Origin of the sequence: Bordetella petrii (genome assembly GCF_020991325.1) — a bacterium.
Classification (GTDB): Bacteria; Pseudomonadota; Gammaproteobacteria; order Burkholderiales; family Burkholderiaceae_B; genus Bordetella_A; species Bordetella_A petrii_E.
The window spans coordinates 1-14,120 of sequence record NZ_JAJMLX010000104.1; the positions used below are offsets into that span (position 1 = coordinate 1).

Consider the following 14,120-nt stretch of genomic DNA (forward strand, 5'->3'; position numbering starts at 1 on the left):
CGCGCGGGCAGGGCCTGCCCGCGGCGGAGCGGGTGGCCGTGGTGGCGTTCGGGGCACCGCCAGAGGGGCTGGACACCCGGTTGGCCTGGCACCGGGTGTCGAACGACCCGGACCTCTATGCGCAGGCTCTGTACGCGATGCTGCGCGAACTGGACGGCGGCGCGTATGCGCGCATCCTGGTCGAAGAGCCGCCGCGCGACGCGGCCTGGCGGGCCGTGAACGACCGTATCGGCCGCGCGGCCGCGGCTTTTGCCATGGACACCACGGGGCTGCCGGCAATCCACGCCGATGGGTCCGGCTGACGCGCAAACCTTTGAAGCCCCTGCAAAGGTGCTTTTCAGTGGGGCAAGCAAGGCACGCCATCCAGGCGCTTAGAATGGTCCGGTTCCCAAGCTTGCCTAGATTCGCCATGCCCGACGCTTCCCGCCTGACAGATATTCACGCCATCGAGCAGAACCTGTACCGCTACGCACGCGGCGTGGACCGCAAAGACTGGGCGCAAGTCCGGGCGGCATACCATCCCGATGCCTACGACAACCACGGCAGCTACAAGGGCGATATCGGCGGGTTCATTACGTCGCTGCAAGCGCGCCACGCAACGATCGAGCGTTCCATCCACCTGATCAGCAATGTGCTGGTCGAGTTCGTCGACGACGACAGCGCGCTCGTGGAAAGTTGTTTCACCGCGCACCAGCGTGTAGGCGCTGCGGGGCCGGAGGGCACTGCCGTAGACAACCAGTCCATCGGCCGGTATCTGGACCACGTGACGCGGCGTGGGGGCCAGTGGCGCATCCAGCGGCGGGACGTGGTGTTCGATTTCTACTTTACCGGGCCGGCGACGGATTCCTCGCGCCTGACGGATGAGGTCAGCCGGTCGCGCCGCGATGCCCAAGACCTGCTGTTCATTCGCCGGGCGGAGCTGGGCTTGCGTTAAGGCCGCTGGCGGCGCGCCAATATCGTGTCCTGGGATGGCACGCCTTCACGCGTGGCGCCGCGCAGGTACTGGTGCGGCACGGCCGCCTGCGCGCCCAGGGCCTCGGCCGCATGCCAGGCCCAGCGCGGGTTGTACAGCAGGCCCCGGCCCAGCGCCACCAGATCGGCCTCGCCATTGGCGACGATGGATTCGGCGTGCTCGAAATCGCGGATCAGGCCGACGCACATGGTCGGCACCTGGGCCGCGTGCCTGACCTGTGTGGCGTACGGCACCTGATAACCGGGGCCCAGCGGGATCTGCGCCCGCGCGCTGCCGCCCGACGATAAATCCATGTAGTCGCAACCGCGTGCTTTCAGCGCCAGAGCAAAGGCGACCGCGTCTTCGCCGTCCAGCCCGCCTTGCAGCCAGTCCGTGCCATTGAAGCGCACCCCCATCGGCTTATGGGCCGGCCAGGCCGCGCGCACTGCCTCGAACACCTCGAGCGGAAAGCGCATGCGGTTCTCGCGGCTGCCGCCATACGCATCGTTGCGGGCATTGCCCAGGGGCGACAGGAACGAACTCAGCAGATACCCATGCGCCGCATGGATTTCCAGCAGGTCCAGCCCCAGGCGGTCGGCGCGTCGGGTGGCGTCGGCGAAGGCGCGGATGATGCGCCGCATGCCCTCGCGATCCAGCGCGGCCGGGGCTTCCCACTCGGGGCCGAAGGGGGCGTCCGTGGGGCCGAAAGTTTGCCAGCCGCCTTCGCTGCGCGGCAGATTGCCGCGCCCCTGGCCGGGCCGGCGCACTGAAGCCTTGCGGCCCGCGTGGCCCAGCTGGATGCCGATGGGCATGCTGGCGTATGGGCGCACACTGTCCAGCACGCGTGCCAGCGCGGTTTCATTGTCGTCGCACCACAGGCCCAGGCAGTCGGCGGTGATGCGGCCGGCGGGCTCGACACCGGTGGCTTCGATGATCAACAGGCCGGCGCCGCTGACGGCATACTGGCCCAGATGGATGATGTGCCAGTCGGTGGCGTTGCCGTCTCGCGCGCTGTACTGGCACATGGGCGATACCACCACGCGGTTGGGCAGGGTCAGGCCGCGAAGCTTGAAAGGACTGAACAGGGCGCTGGTGGAAGAGGTCACGGGGCGGTTTTCCTTTGGTTCTGGAATCGCTGGACGTGGCCGAAATAGGTTTCCATGGCGGCCAGCGCGCCTTCCTGGTCGCGGGCGCGCAGGCATTCCAGCATGCGGCGGCGCAGCGGGGTCAGTTCGGGTTGGTGCATGGCGGGCCAGCTCATTTCGGCGGCCTGCGTGTGGACGGCGTGATGCATCAGCGTGCGTAGCGACTGTGCCACGATGGACAAGACATCATTATGGGCCGCCTGGGTGATCAGATTGAAAAAATCCACCGCGGCGCGCGCACGGCTGGCCATGTCGCCGCGCTGCTTCAGGGTTTCCATGGCGTCCAGGTGCGCCTCGATCGCGTCGAAATCTTCGGGGCTGCCTTTCTGGCAGGCCAGCCTCAGCAACACGCCGTATACGTTCAAGCGCGCTTCGATCAGCGCCGGCATGGACATGCGGCCGTCACTGGCCAGGTCGCGCAGCGATTGGGCCAGGATCATGTACGCCCCCTTGTAGAACACCAAGGGGTCGTCTTCGCGCGCGTGCTCGAAGCGTTCGACGCGGCCCACGAAGATATAGTGGTCGCCCGCTTCGTACTCGGCGTAGGTGCTGCAATGGAAGCGGGCCAGGCAGTTGTCGATCAAGGGCACGCCGCCATGGCCGGTGCTGTATGCAGTGCCGGCGAACTTGTCGGGAACGCTGGAGCTGGCAAAGCGGGCCGACAGTTCGCGCTGGTCTTCGGCCAGCACATTGATGGCGAAGTGGCTGGCGCCCCGGAAGGCTGGCAGCGACTTGCTGGCGCGGCGCAGGCTCCACAGCACCAGCGGAGGATCCAGCGATACCGAGCTGAATGAGTTGCAGGTCAGTCCCACCGGCTGGCCGTCGAGGCCGCAGGTGGTGATGATGGCCACGCCAGTGGGAAAGGTGCCCAGGGCGCGCCGGAATTCCATGGGGTCGAATGGCGCCAGGGTGTCGGGGGCTAGGTTCATGCAGCACCTGTCATCAGGACGGTTGCGGGCCGGCGGCCTTCGGCGCGCGGCGGAACATCTGGAACAGGTTGCCTTCCGGGTCGCGCAGCGACAGCACGGCGCCGTGGCCGCCCATGTCGCGCAGGCCCAGTGTCTGGCCGCCGGCCTGGGATACCAGTGACTCGACACCGTCGAAGCTGTCGACTTCATAGACGGGAACCAACCCGGCCTGGGCGGGGCCGGCCTCTTCGCGGCTGGACAGGGAAAAGCGCGTTCCCCCGGCGTCGTACTGTATCCAGCGCCGGCCGTCGCGAAACTGTCGCGGCAGGCCCAGCACGGTTTCATAGAAGGCGGCCTGTGCATCGATGTCGCTGGCCACCAGGAAAACGCCTTGCAGGCGACGGGACGCGGTCATAAGAATTCCTCAGTGCTTGGTTTGAGTGCGCAGCCGGGCGTGGCCCTGCGCCAGGACCTCTTTGTTGCGCTCTTTGCACAGGCCGCGGAACCAGACGCAGTGGTCCGGGCCTTGCCATATCTCCAGGCGCAGGGTTTCACCGGGGTACATGGGCGCGGCAAAGCGCGCACGGATGCCGGCCAGCCCGAGTGGCGCGCAGGTGCGTTCCAGGATGCGGGCCGCCAGGCCGAACGACAGCAGGCCGTGCGAGATCGGCCGTTCAAAGCCGGCGGCCCGTGCGGCGTCGGGGTGGGAGTGGATAGGGTTGTAATCGCCGTTAAGGCGGTACAACAAGGCGGCCTGTGTGAACGTGGGCAACTCGCCCTCGGTGTCAGGCGGCCGGTCGGGGCGCGCGGGGGCATCCGGGCGCACCGACTGCGGGGCCTGGTTAAGTTCGGGCGCGGCCGCCTCGAAGCCGCCGTCGCCCCGGCAGAAGGTGGTGCCGGCGATAGTGGCCAGCAACTCGCCGGTGGCGGCGTCGTGCAACTCGCGTTCGGTCTGGATGGCGGCGCCCTTGCCGGCCCCCTTGTCCAGAACGGCCGTGACGCGATTGCGCGAGGTGACCGTGCCTTCCAGGGGCAGCGGCCGGTGCAGGGTCAGGCATTGCTCGCCATGCACTACACGCTTGCGATCCACGCCCGTGGCGGGGTCTGCCGTCCAGGGGCCCGGATGCGCCAGCACCAGCGCCTGCGTGGGGAATGCGCGCAGGCGGTCTTCCAGGACGTAGTCCAGTTGTTGCGGGTCGACGGGGTCGACGCCAAAGCCCAGGCTTAGCGCATACAGCATTGTGTCGCGCCGCGTGTAGCGGTGCGTCTGGGTTTCGAAGGGCCAGGCCAGCAGGATATCGCGGCGGATCACGGTGTATTCCCCGGAAGAGCGAGGCTATTGGGCTTGCCACGGGAACACGTCGCGCGTGCGTTCCAGTGGAGTGAAGGAGCTTTTCCAGCCTTCGCCGATGTGGTCCCGCAAGGTGTCCAGCGTCCAGCCGTCGCTGTTGTGCTGCACGCGCACCGGGCGCGGCTGGCTATACAAATACAGTTCGTTGCCGCGCACGCCGATGATCTGGCCGCTGACATGGCTGGCGTGGTCGCTCAGCAGATAAGCCACCACCGGCGCGATCTGCTCGGGACGGGTGCGCGCCCGGCGCAGTTCCAGATTCTGGGCCTTCTGCTCGGGCGTGGCGCCCGGCACGGATTCGATCATGCGGCTGAAGGCACTGGGGGCAATGCAGTTCGAACGCACATTGAAGCGCGCCATGTCCAGTGCCAGGGACCGCGACAGGCCCACGATGCCCAGCTTGGCCGAAGCGTAGTTGGCCTGGCCGATGCTGCCGATCAGGCCTGAAGTGGACGTCATGTGCACGAAGGCGCCGCTTTCCTGCTTGCGGAAATGCTCGGCGGCAGCGCGGCTGACGTAGAAACTGCCGAACAGGTGCACTCTCAGCACAGCCTCGTAGTCGGCAGGGTCCATCTGGTGGAAGATCTTGTCGCGCAGGATGCCGGCATTGTTCACCACGTAATCGATGCGGCCATAAGTGTCGACGGCTTGTTCGACCAGGCTGCGCGCCGATTCCCACTCGGACACACTGGCGGTGTTGGCCGCCGCCTTGCCCCCGTGTTTCTCGATCTCGCGCACCAGTTCCATGGCGGGTCCGGTGTCGTTGCCCTGGCCGTCCAGCGCCGCGCCTATGTCGTTGACCACGACACTGACGCCCTGACTGGCCAGCAGCAGGGCGACTTCGCGGCCAATGCCGCGGCCTGCGCCGGTCACGACGGCGACCTTGCCCTGCAGGTTGAATGATGTGCCGCTATGCGGTGTGCTTGACATGTCTTGGTCTCCGTTAATGGGTGAGCGCGCCGTCCCTGGGTGGTGCCGATGAATCGGTGGCCGGGCTAGTCGTCTTTTCCGGCAGGCTGCGTCCAGGCGGGCGGACGCTTCTCGCGCACGGCCTGCATGCCCTCCCGGGCCTCGGCGCTGCGCATGGACGTTGCGGATAAGGTCGCGGCACAGTCAATGGCCGCATCGAAGCCCTGGCCCTTGGTGCGCGCCAGAAGATCCTTGCACTGGCGCTGGGCCTGCGGGCCTCCCTGGGCCAGTTCCTGGCACATGAGGCCGATGGCATCGTCCAGTCCGGCGGCGGGGCAAACGCGCTGTACAAGGCCATAGGCCTGGGCCTGGGCCGCGCCTATGGGACGCCCGCCCAGGCACATGGCCAGCGCCTGGCGCTGGCCTATGGCTTGCGCCAGCGATACCGCCGTGTAAGTAGGCACGATGCCGGCGCGCGCCTCGGGGATCTGGAAAGTGGCGTCATCGGCCGCCAGCACCAGGTCGCACCAAGTAGCCAGGGCGACTCCCAGGCCGACGGCCTTGCTTTCGACGACGGCCACGGTGGGCACCGCGCAATGCCGTACCGCCCGCGCGAGGCGCGTGACGGGCGCGATGCGTTCGGCGATGCTGACGGGGCTGTCGTCGTGTTCCGTGTCCAGTTCGCGCAGGTCGCGGCCGGCGCAGAACGTGCCGGAACCGCCGCGCAGGACCACGGCGCGGGTATGCGCGTCGCGCGATGCCGCTTCAAAGGTTCTGCACAGCGTTTCCAGCATGGCGCCGTTCAGCGCATTGCGCCGCTGCGGGTTGTCCAGCAGGCACGTGACAATGCCCAGCGGACTGCGTGTGATGCGGACGCTCATGTCACACCACGCCGCGCTGGCGCAGCGCCTGGATGCGGTCGGGGCTCAAGCCGGCGATATCGCGCAGAATTTCGTCCGCGTGTTCGCCCAGGCGCGGCGGGCGGCGCGGCGAGTGGTGCGGGCCCGCGCCCACCTTGAAGCCAGTGCCCAGCAATTGCAGCGGCGCCCCGTTGCCACTGTCTACCTGCACCACCATGTCGTTGGCCAGGCTTTGCGGGTGGGTCAGCGCCTGTGCAATCGTGTGCAGCGGCGCGATGGGCACACCGCCGGCCTCCAGGCGTTCGATCCATTCGGCCACCGTGCCGCTGGCAAAAATACGCTTGAATTCATCGATGACCTCGTCCCGCCGGGCCAGGCGGCCCGCGTTGGTGGCCAGGTCCGGATCGTTTTCCAGGTCCGCGCGTCCTACCGACCGGCACAAGCGCCGCCACGTGGCGTCGTTCAAGGCGCCCGTCAGTACTTCGCCGTCCTGGCAGGCGAAGACCTGGTAAGGAACCAGGTGCCACAGGCCGGAGCCTTCCCGGCGCGGCAAGGCGCCGGTGGATAGCCAGCCCACGCCGTGGTAGCCCAGCAGGAAGACGGCCGTTTCCAGCAGCGAGGCATGCACCAGCGCACCCTGCTGGGTCTGGGCCCGGCCCATCAGCGCGGTCAGCACGCCGGAATAGGCCAGGATGCCGGTGGTCATGTCCACGAACGACACGCCCGAGCGCACCGGCCCGCCGTCGCGCTCGCCGGTGAACGACATAATGCCCGAGAACGCCTGCAACAGCGCGTCGTAGCCGGGACGGTCGGCCAGCTCCCCCTGGGCGCCGAAGGCCGAAATACCGCAGACCACTAGCCTGGGATGGCGTGCCCGCAGGGCTTCGGGCTCGATGCCCAGCGCGGCGGCCGTGCCGGGCAGGAAGCTGTGCAGCAATACGTCGGCCTGTTCCAGCAGTGAATACAGCACCTGGCGCCCATCCGGGTCTTTCAGATTCAGGGTAATGCCGCGCTTGCCCCGGTTCACGCTCATGAAGTTGCAGCTTTCGCCGTCTTCGGCGATGGGGGCCCACTGGCGGTTCTCGTCGCCGCTGGGGGCTTCCACCTTGATGACATCGGCGCCCATGTCGGCCAGCATCTGGCCGCACAGGGGGCCGGCCAGCACGCGGCTGACATCGATGACGCGCACGCCGGCCAGCGGCCGCGCGGGGTTCGCGGGGTTGGCGCTCACGATGCGGCCTCGGTGGTTGCGGCGGCCTGGTCGCGAGCCAGTTCCTGCTGGATGGTCGGGATGATGACCTGGTTCCACAGCTGCAACTGCTTGAGCATCAGGCCATGATCGAAGTCGCCCACCTGGGTCTGCAAGGCCACATGCACGGGACGCACCGCGCGGATATCGCCGAGCAGCCGTTCGATCACCGTATCCACCGACCCCACCGGCAGGTTCTTCATCAGTTTCTCGAAGGGCAGCTCTTCATCGTAGGGCTGTTCCGCCACCAGATAATCATCTTCCACCGATTCGCGCCGGGTTTTCAGGCTGACGGCAATGCGCTGCTGGTAGCGGGCGCAATCCACGTAGTGTTCGACTTCGGCCTGATTGTCGCTGGCGTAGGCGAAACGCAGCATGGCCACCTTGGCGCGGGCGGGATCCTTGCCCTCGGCCACGCACAGTTCGTCGATCACGCCGCGGAATCCGCCCAGCCGCTTGGTGCCGCCCAGGCCGCCCGAAATGAACACGTGATAGTCCGAACGCAGCGCGCGGCGCATCAGCATGGGATCGCCACTGGCAATCCATACCGGCGGCAGGGGCTGCTGCGCGGCGCGCACGTTGATGGCGGTGGTTGGTTGCTGATAGTGGGCGCCTTCGTAGGAAAACTTCTTCTGCGTCAGCCCCAGCTCGATCATGTCGAGCATTTCCAGGGTTTTCTCTTTGGCGTTCTCCAGCGAAATACCGAAGCGCTCGAATTCAAACTGCTGGTAGCCGCCGCCGATGCCGACGTTCAGGCGCCCCTGGGACAACTGGTCGGCCATGGCGATTTCGGCGATCAGCCTGGCGGGCGTGTACAGCGGCGCCACTACCACCGCCGACCCCACGCGGATCTGCCGGGTCACCCCGGCGCAATGGGCGGCCATCATCAGGGGCGAGGGACACAGCCCGTAGTTGGAAAAATGATGTTCAGCGTACCAGGCGGCAGCAAAGCCGCTGCGGTCCGCCATCTGTGTCTGTTCGACGGCTTCCCGGATGATCTGCGCGGCGGATTTCCGCTGGTCGCGCTGCTGCATCAGGATGAAGATTCCAAAATCCAGGCTCATGCCTCTCTCCGTTAGTGTTCTGGGGCACCTGCCAGCCGCATGGCCCCGTGCAACCGGTTGAAGGCGATTCTAGGCAGGGATGTTTCCCGGCAGAACGACCTGGCGCGCATACCTTCTTTGCAAAAAATGAAATCAACGTATGATGCAAGCGCGTCTCCCTGTCCCGGAATCCGGACGAGGCTGAGCCGGTACGCCGTTTCATGCGGCGAGACCGCGCCACCTGGCCGGCACACCTCGAACCGACATGAAAGCCCTTGATCCCGTCCGGATATTCGTCACCACCCTGCAACTGGGTAGTTTGTCCGCGGCGGCGCGCGCGCTTGGGTTGTCGCCCGCCACGGTGTCGCGGCGCATAGCCGCGCTGGAGGAAGAGCTGGGCGTGCGGCTGCTCGATCGCAATAGCCGCCGGCTGATGCCCACCGAGGCGGGCCAGATCTATCACCAGCGCATGGAGCGCATCCTGGAAGATGTTGCGCAAACCGAAAACCTGGCGCGCCATATCAAGCAGGCGCCCGAAGGCCAGTTGCGCGTCCATTCACGCACGCTGCTGGGCATCCTCTTGATCGCACCCCTCTTGCACCGGTTTTCCGCGCGATACCCCGACCTGACGGTCGACCTGCACCTGTCCGAAGAACCGGTCAACCTGATCGAGCAGAACTTCGATGTGGACCTGCGGCTAGGCCCGTTGGACGATTCGTCGTACGTGGCGCGCAAACTGGCGGTGGGCGAACGCATTGTGGTGGCCAGCCCTTCGTACGTGCGTTCGCACGCGCCGGTGCGGGTGCCCGAAGACCTGGAAAAAGGCCACAATTGCCTCACTTACCGCAAGCACCGCGAACCCACCTCGTGGCGCTATCTGAAAGACGGCCAGCCCAGCACACTGGCCGTGCAAGGCTCGGTGTACGCCAACAATGGCGAAGTGCTGCGGCGCGCCGCGATCAGCGGCCTGGGTATTGCGCTGCTGGCGGATTGGTCGGTGTCCGACGATGTGAAGGCCGGCCGCCTGGTGCATCTCCTGCCTGGCTACAAGCTCACCAATACCACCTTTGACAACGGTGTGTACGTGCTGTTTCGGGATACGCGCATGTTGCCGCTCAAGGTGCGCGTGTTCATTGATTTCCTGGCCGAGGCTTTCAGCGAACTGGAACTGGCGCATACGCCACTGGCGGCGCCGGCCGGCCTGGATAAATGAATCGTTCTGTTCCGTACTTTCATAGCTGGCGGCGGCCCGGTTTCTAGAATCTCATCGACCCCCACTGCGCGGCCGGGGAAACCCAGCCCGCCGCCGCGCCTGTTCCAGGATGAGAGCCATGCCCGACGCGACTTCGCCCCTTCCCGTTTTCGATGCCCGCAGCCTGGACGGCCGCGTTGCCGTGGTAACCGGCGCCGCCGGCGGCCTGGGAGCGGCCATTGCCCGGCGCCTGGCGGGCATGGGGGCCGCCGTGGTACGGGTGGACAGGCGGGCGCCCGCGCCCGATGACGGCCATCGAGCCGACGCCATCGCCTGTGACATCACCGATCCTGCCGCGATAAGCGCCATGGCCGGGCAGGTGGCTCGCCGTTACGGACGCTGTGACGTGCTGGTCAACAACGCCGGCATCAAGACCGCGCCGGTGCCGCTGGAAGACCTGCCGCTCGCGGACTGGGACAGCGTATTCAACGTCAACGTCCGCGGCGCGTTGCTGTGCGCCCAGGCCCTGGCGCCGATGATGCTGGCGCAGCAGTGCGGCAGTATCGTCAATATTGCGTCTATCGGCGCGCAATGGCCGACGCGGGTCGGTGCCTATGGCGCCAGCAAGGCCGCCCTGTGCGGCTTGACGCGCCAGATGGCCAATGAGTGGGGGCCGCGTGGCGTGCGCGCCAATTCGGTCAGCCCGGGCATGGTGCGCACGCCCATGTCGGATGGCTATTACCGGGACCCCGACCGTGCCGCCGCCCGCCTGGCCATGCTGCCGCTGCGCCGTCTTGGCGAACCGGGCGATATCGCCGATGCCGTGGCTTTCCTGGCCAGCGACGCCGCGCGCTTCATCACCGGGCAAGACCTGGTGGCCGACGGCGGCCTGCTCGTGGCGCCGCTGTTCAACGCGCAGGCGCCGTCTCGGTAATTACCCGAAGAGGTTCCCGTACGCGTACGGATGTCTCAAAGCAGCTTTTCTATTATGGCAACGCTGCGAGGGCGGCATTTTCCTATCATTAGCTCCGAAGTTCATCAGCACGCATACCAAGATCGAATAAACAATCCGGAGACAAGATGACATACCGCCGTCTGCTGTTCGCCTTACTGGCCGGCCTGCTGGCCACGCCCGCCGCGCAAGCCGCCACGTCCGCGCCCGTGTTCACGAAGCCCATCAGCCTGGTGATTCCGTTTTCGCCAGGCGGCTCGACCGATCCGGTGGGCCGCATCATTGCGCCGTACCTGGGCAAAGAACTGGGCCAATCAGTAGTGGTCGAGAACAAGCCGGGCGCCGCCGGCGCCATCGGAGCCGCCCATGTGGCGCGCGCCGCGCCGGACGGCCATACCATTCTGCTGAACACTGGCGTGGTGGCGGTGCACCCCAACACGCTGAAGAATCCCGGCTACGACGTGCGCACCGACCTGATTCCGGTCACGCAACTGGCGGCCGGCCCCTATACCCTGATCGTGAATCCGAAGCTGCCGGTAAAGTCGGTGCAGGAACTGGTGGCCTATGGCAAAGCCCATCCCGGCAAGCTGTTCTACGGCACGTCGGGCACGGGGGGATCTTTGCACCTGCTGACCGAGTTCTTCAAACAGGAAACCGGGCTGGACATGATGCACGTGCCCTACAAGGGCAATGGCCCGGTCGTGACCGCCTTGGTGGGCGGCGATATCCAGCTGGCGTTCGACACGATTCCGGGCTCGAAAGCCCTGGCCGAAGATGGGCGCGTGCGCATCCTGGCCGTGACTTCGCTCAAGCGCAATGCCTTGCTGCCCGACGTGCCCACCATGGACGAATCCGGGTTTCCGGGCTTCCAGGCCGAGACCTGGACGGGCATCTTCTTGCCCAAGGGCGCAGATGCGGCTATTGTCAAACGCTACAACGAAGCCCTGGTCAAGGTCTTGCAGATCAAAGACGTGCAGGACAGCCTGGCGCAGATCGGCTATGTCGTGGTGGGCAATTCGCCCGAGGCATTCAAGAAGCAGATCGACGGCGAAATCGACCGCTGGGCGGTAACGGTCGAGCAAGCCAAACTGACCAAAGAGTGAACCCCGACGCCCGAGGAAGTTGCATGAGCATCCATGGCAAGGCCTGCATAGTCGGCGCCTATGAGCATCCCACCCGTCACGCGCCCGACAAGTCGGTCGCCCAGTTGCATGCCGAGTGCGCCGCCGGCGCCCTGGCCGACGCCGGCCTGGGCAAAGACGATATCGACGGCTATTTCTGCGCGGGCGATGCCCCCGGCATGGGCCCGCTGTCCATGGTCGACTACATGAACCTGCGGGTTCGGCACATCGATTCCACGGACGTGGGCGGCAGTTCTTACCTGGCGCTGGTGTCGCATGCCGCGCAGGCCATTGCGGCCGGCAAATGCAATGTGGCGCTGATCACGCTGGCGGGCCGGCCACGCAGCAGCGGCATGGCCACCGGTACGGCACCGCGTCCTGGCAACCCGGACCAGCCCGACCTGGAATGGGAACTGCCGCATGCGCCGGCCACCGTCAATATGTACGCCATGGCCGCCATGCGCCATATGCACGAGTTCGGCACCACCAGCGAGCAACTGGCCTGGATCAAAGTGGCGGCCTCGCACCACGCCCAGCACAATCCGCATGCCATGCTGCGCGACGTGGTGACGGTGCGGCAGGTGCTGGAATCGCCCATGGTGGCCGATCCCTTGCATCGCCTGGATTGTTGCGTGATCTCCGATGGCGGTGGCGCCTTGCTGGTGGCGCGCCCGGAGATCGCCCGCAGCCTGAAGCGTCCGGTGATCCGCGTCCTGGGCGCGGGCGAGGCCGTCAAGGGCCAAATGGGCGGCAAGGTCGACCTGACTTATTCCGGCGCGGCCTGGTCCGGTCCGCGGGCCTTCGAGGAAGCTGGAGTGACGCCGGCCGACATTCAGTACGCCTCGATCTACGACAGTTTCACCATCACCGTGCTGATGCAGCTGGAAGACCTGGGTTTCTGCAAAAAAGGCGAGGGCGGAAAGTTCGTCATGGACGGAAATCTGATTTCAGGCGTGGGCAAACTGCCCTTCAATACCGATGGCGGCGGCCTGTGCAACAACCACCCCGCCAACCGGGGGGGCATTACCAAGGTGATCGAGGCCGTGCGTCAACTGCGCGGAGAAGCACATCCCGCGGTGCAGGTGCCGCGCTGCACGCTGGCCCTGGCGCACGGCACCGGCGGATCGCTGGGCACGCGGCACGGCAGTGCCACGCTTATTATGGAAAGGGTTTGATCATGGCGGATCACACTGATGTTCAGCGGTCTATCGCGGCAGTCTTGCGGCAGCCGGAATCCGCGCCGTTCCAGCAGGCCGCTGCTGATGGAAGTTTCGTGATTCCGCGGTGCCGGCATTGCGGGCAGGCCCATTGGTATCCGCGTGCGCTGTGCCCGTTCTGTTTTTCGGCCGACGTCCGCTGGGAACCGGCCAGCGGCCGGGGCACGGTGTACACCTACACCATCATGCGCCGCGCCAAGCCGGCCTATGCGGTAGGCTACGTGCAGTTGGAAGAGGGCCCCGCTGTCATGACCAATCTGGTCGAATGCCCCTTCGACACCTTGCACATCGGAATGCCTGTCGCCGTCCGTTTCGAGCCGGCTGCCAATGGGGTCCTGGTGCCGCTGTTCGGCCCCGCTGCCTCGGGTTAAGGCAACTGCCGGGCATGGCGGCTACAGCACCAGAAACTGCCCCAGCTTGCTGGCGGCCACCTGCATGGGGGCCAGGAATTCCGCGGCAAACTTCGACAGCGCCAAGCGGGGCGATTTCACACTGACGTTCAGGCCGCCGCAGGCCCGGCCGCTGGCGGCGGTAACGGGCACGCCGATGGCGCGCACATTCAGTTCCAGTTCCTGGTCGACCACCGCGTAGCCCTGCTCGCGTACCTGGGCAATGATGTCGCGCAGGCGGTCGGGCGAGGTTTCGGTGTATTCCGTGTAGGGCACCAAGTCGACCGATTCGAAGTAGCGATCCAGGGCCCCGGGCGACAATTGGGCCAGCATGACGCGGCCGATGGTAGTGCAATAGGCCGGCAGCCGGCTGCCCAGGCCCAGCGACGTGGCCAGGATGCGATGCACTTCCGAGCGCGACAGGTACAGCACCTCGTTGCCTTCCATGATCGCCAGCGCGCAGGTTTCGTTCACCGCCGCGCTCAGTTCTTCCAGCACGGGCTGGGCAAACGACACAAAGGGCGTCGACGAGAAATACGCGTGGCCCAGGCTAAGGATGAGCGGCGTCAGCACATAATGCCGGCCCTGTCGTTCGGCGAAGCCCAGGCGGATCAGCGTATGCAGGCAACGTTGTGTCACGGCGCGCGGCAGGCCGGCGCGGCGGGCCAGGTCGGCCGCTGTCTGCGGATAGCGGCGCTCACCGAAAGCCCGGATCACGCGCAGTCCGCGCGACAGGGTCAGCATGAAATCCGGGTCGCCGCGAAAACGGTCCGGATGTTCGTCGGCCGGCAGCGCGGCGGCGTAGCCGGGCGGGGGAGGCGGGTTGCGCATC

The 14,120-nt window shown here is 66.4% G+C and carries 16 protein-coding genes; 7 read left to right on the plus strand and 9 right to left on the minus strand.

Annotated features, from left to right (window positions below; translation table 11 throughout):
- Together LPZ50_RS12295 and LPZ50_RS12300 are read left to right on the plus strand one after the other, a co-directional pair.
- On the plus strand, nt 1-302 hold a 302-nt coding region (locus LPZ50_RS12295; protein WP_329957659.1), incomplete at its 5' end, for a Sua5 family C-terminal domain-containing protein.
- A gap of 107 nt (nt 303-409) precedes the next feature.
- On the plus strand, nt 410-934 hold the full coding sequence (locus tag LPZ50_RS12300; protein ID WP_230661779.1) for a nuclear transport factor 2 family protein: 525 nt from the start codon (nt 410-412) through the stop codon (nt 932-934).
- Here LPZ50_RS12300 and LPZ50_RS12305 read toward each other — a convergent pair.
- The 8 genes from LPZ50_RS12305 to LPZ50_RS12340 form a co-directional block, all read right to left on the minus strand.
- The gene (locus LPZ50_RS12305; protein ID WP_230661780.1) at nt 931-2,058 is read right to left on the minus strand and encodes an NADH:flavin oxidoreductase/NADH oxidase; all 1,128 of its coding nucleotides are present in this window, start codon (nt 2,056-2,058) and stop codon (nt 931-933) included. The two genes, LPZ50_RS12300 and LPZ50_RS12305, sit on opposite strands and share 4 nt — an antisense overlap.
- Complete coding sequence (locus LPZ50_RS12310; RefSeq protein ID WP_230661781.1) at nt 2,055-3,026, minus strand: flavin reductase; 972 nt, start codon at nt 3,024-3,026, stop codon at nt 2,055-2,057. The genes LPZ50_RS12305 and LPZ50_RS12310 overlap by 4 nt, the downstream gene beginning before the upstream one ends.
- 13 nt (nt 3,027-3,039) lie before the next feature.
- On the minus strand, nt 3,040-3,420 hold the full coding sequence (locus LPZ50_RS12315) for a VOC family protein (protein ID WP_230661782.1): 381 nt from the start codon (nt 3,418-3,420) through the stop codon (nt 3,040-3,042).
- Between the two features lie 9 nt (nt 3,421-3,429).
- Nucleotides 3,430-4,317 carry a MaoC/PaaZ C-terminal domain-containing protein gene (locus LPZ50_RS12320; RefSeq protein ID WP_230661783.1) on the minus strand — a complete coding sequence of 296 codons (888 nt, stop codon included), beginning with the start codon at nt 4,315-4,317 and terminating at the stop codon, nt 3,430-3,432.
- A 24-nt stretch (nt 4,318-4,341) separates the two neighbouring features.
- Entirely contained in the window at nt 4,342-5,286 is a 945-nt protein-coding gene (locus LPZ50_RS12325) for an SDR family oxidoreductase (protein ID WP_230661784.1), read from the minus strand.
- A 65-nt stretch (nt 5,287-5,351) separates the two neighbouring features.
- Nucleotides 5,352-6,146 (minus strand): enoyl-CoA hydratase/isomerase family protein, encoded by a 795-nt coding sequence (locus LPZ50_RS12330; RefSeq protein ID WP_230661785.1) that lies wholly within the window; start codon nt 6,144-6,146, stop codon nt 5,352-5,354.
- 1 nt (nt 6,147) lies between these two features.
- Nucleotides 6,148-7,356, minus strand: a complete 1,209-nt coding sequence (locus LPZ50_RS12335; protein WP_230661786.1) for a CaiB/BaiF CoA transferase family protein — start codon at nt 7,354-7,356, stop codon at nt 6,148-6,150.
- Complete coding sequence (locus tag LPZ50_RS12340; RefSeq protein ID WP_230661787.1) at nt 7,353-8,438, minus strand: LLM class flavin-dependent oxidoreductase; 1,086 nt, start codon at nt 8,436-8,438, stop codon at nt 7,353-7,355. Before LPZ50_RS12340 ends, LPZ50_RS12335 begins: the two co-directional genes overlap by 4 nt.
- A 244-nt stretch (nt 8,439-8,682) precedes the next feature.
- On the opposite strand from LPZ50_RS12340, the gene LPZ50_RS12345 reads away from it, so the two are divergent.
- The 5 genes from LPZ50_RS12345 (at nt 8,683) to LPZ50_RS12365 (ending at nt 13,270) form a co-directional block, all read left to right on the plus strand.
- The gene (locus LPZ50_RS12345; RefSeq protein WP_230661788.1) at nt 8,683-9,630 is read left to right on the plus strand and encodes a LysR family transcriptional regulator; all 948 of its coding nucleotides are present in this window, start codon (nt 8,683-8,685) and stop codon (nt 9,628-9,630) included.
- Nucleotides 9,631-9,748: 118 nt separating this feature from the next.
- The gene (locus LPZ50_RS12350; RefSeq protein ID WP_230661789.1) at nt 9,749-10,543 is read left to right on the plus strand and encodes an SDR family NAD(P)-dependent oxidoreductase; all 795 of its coding nucleotides are present in this window, start codon (nt 9,749-9,751) and stop codon (nt 10,541-10,543) included.
- A 146-nt stretch (nt 10,544-10,689) separates the two neighbouring features.
- Entirely contained in the window at nt 10,690-11,664 is a 975-nt protein-coding gene (locus tag LPZ50_RS12355; RefSeq protein WP_230661790.1) for a Bug family tripartite tricarboxylate transporter substrate binding protein, read from the plus strand.
- Between the two features lie 23 nt (nt 11,665-11,687).
- A complete protein-coding gene (locus LPZ50_RS12360; RefSeq protein ID WP_230661791.1) occupies nt 11,688-12,857 on the plus strand; it encodes a thiolase domain-containing protein in 1,170 nt (389 codons plus the stop codon).
- Nucleotides 12,858-12,859: 2 nt separating this feature from the next.
- On the plus strand, nt 12,860-13,270 hold the full coding sequence (locus LPZ50_RS12365; protein WP_230661792.1) for a Zn-ribbon domain-containing OB-fold protein: 411 nt from the start codon (nt 12,860-12,862) through the stop codon (nt 13,268-13,270).
- Between the two features lie 21 nt (nt 13,271-13,291).
- On the opposite strand, the gene LPZ50_RS12370 is transcribed toward LPZ50_RS12365, so the two are convergent.
- Entirely contained in the window at nt 13,292-14,119 is an 828-nt protein-coding gene (locus tag LPZ50_RS12370; protein ID WP_230661793.1) for an IclR family transcriptional regulator domain-containing protein, read from the minus strand.
- Nucleotide 14,120 lies beyond the last annotated feature (1 nt).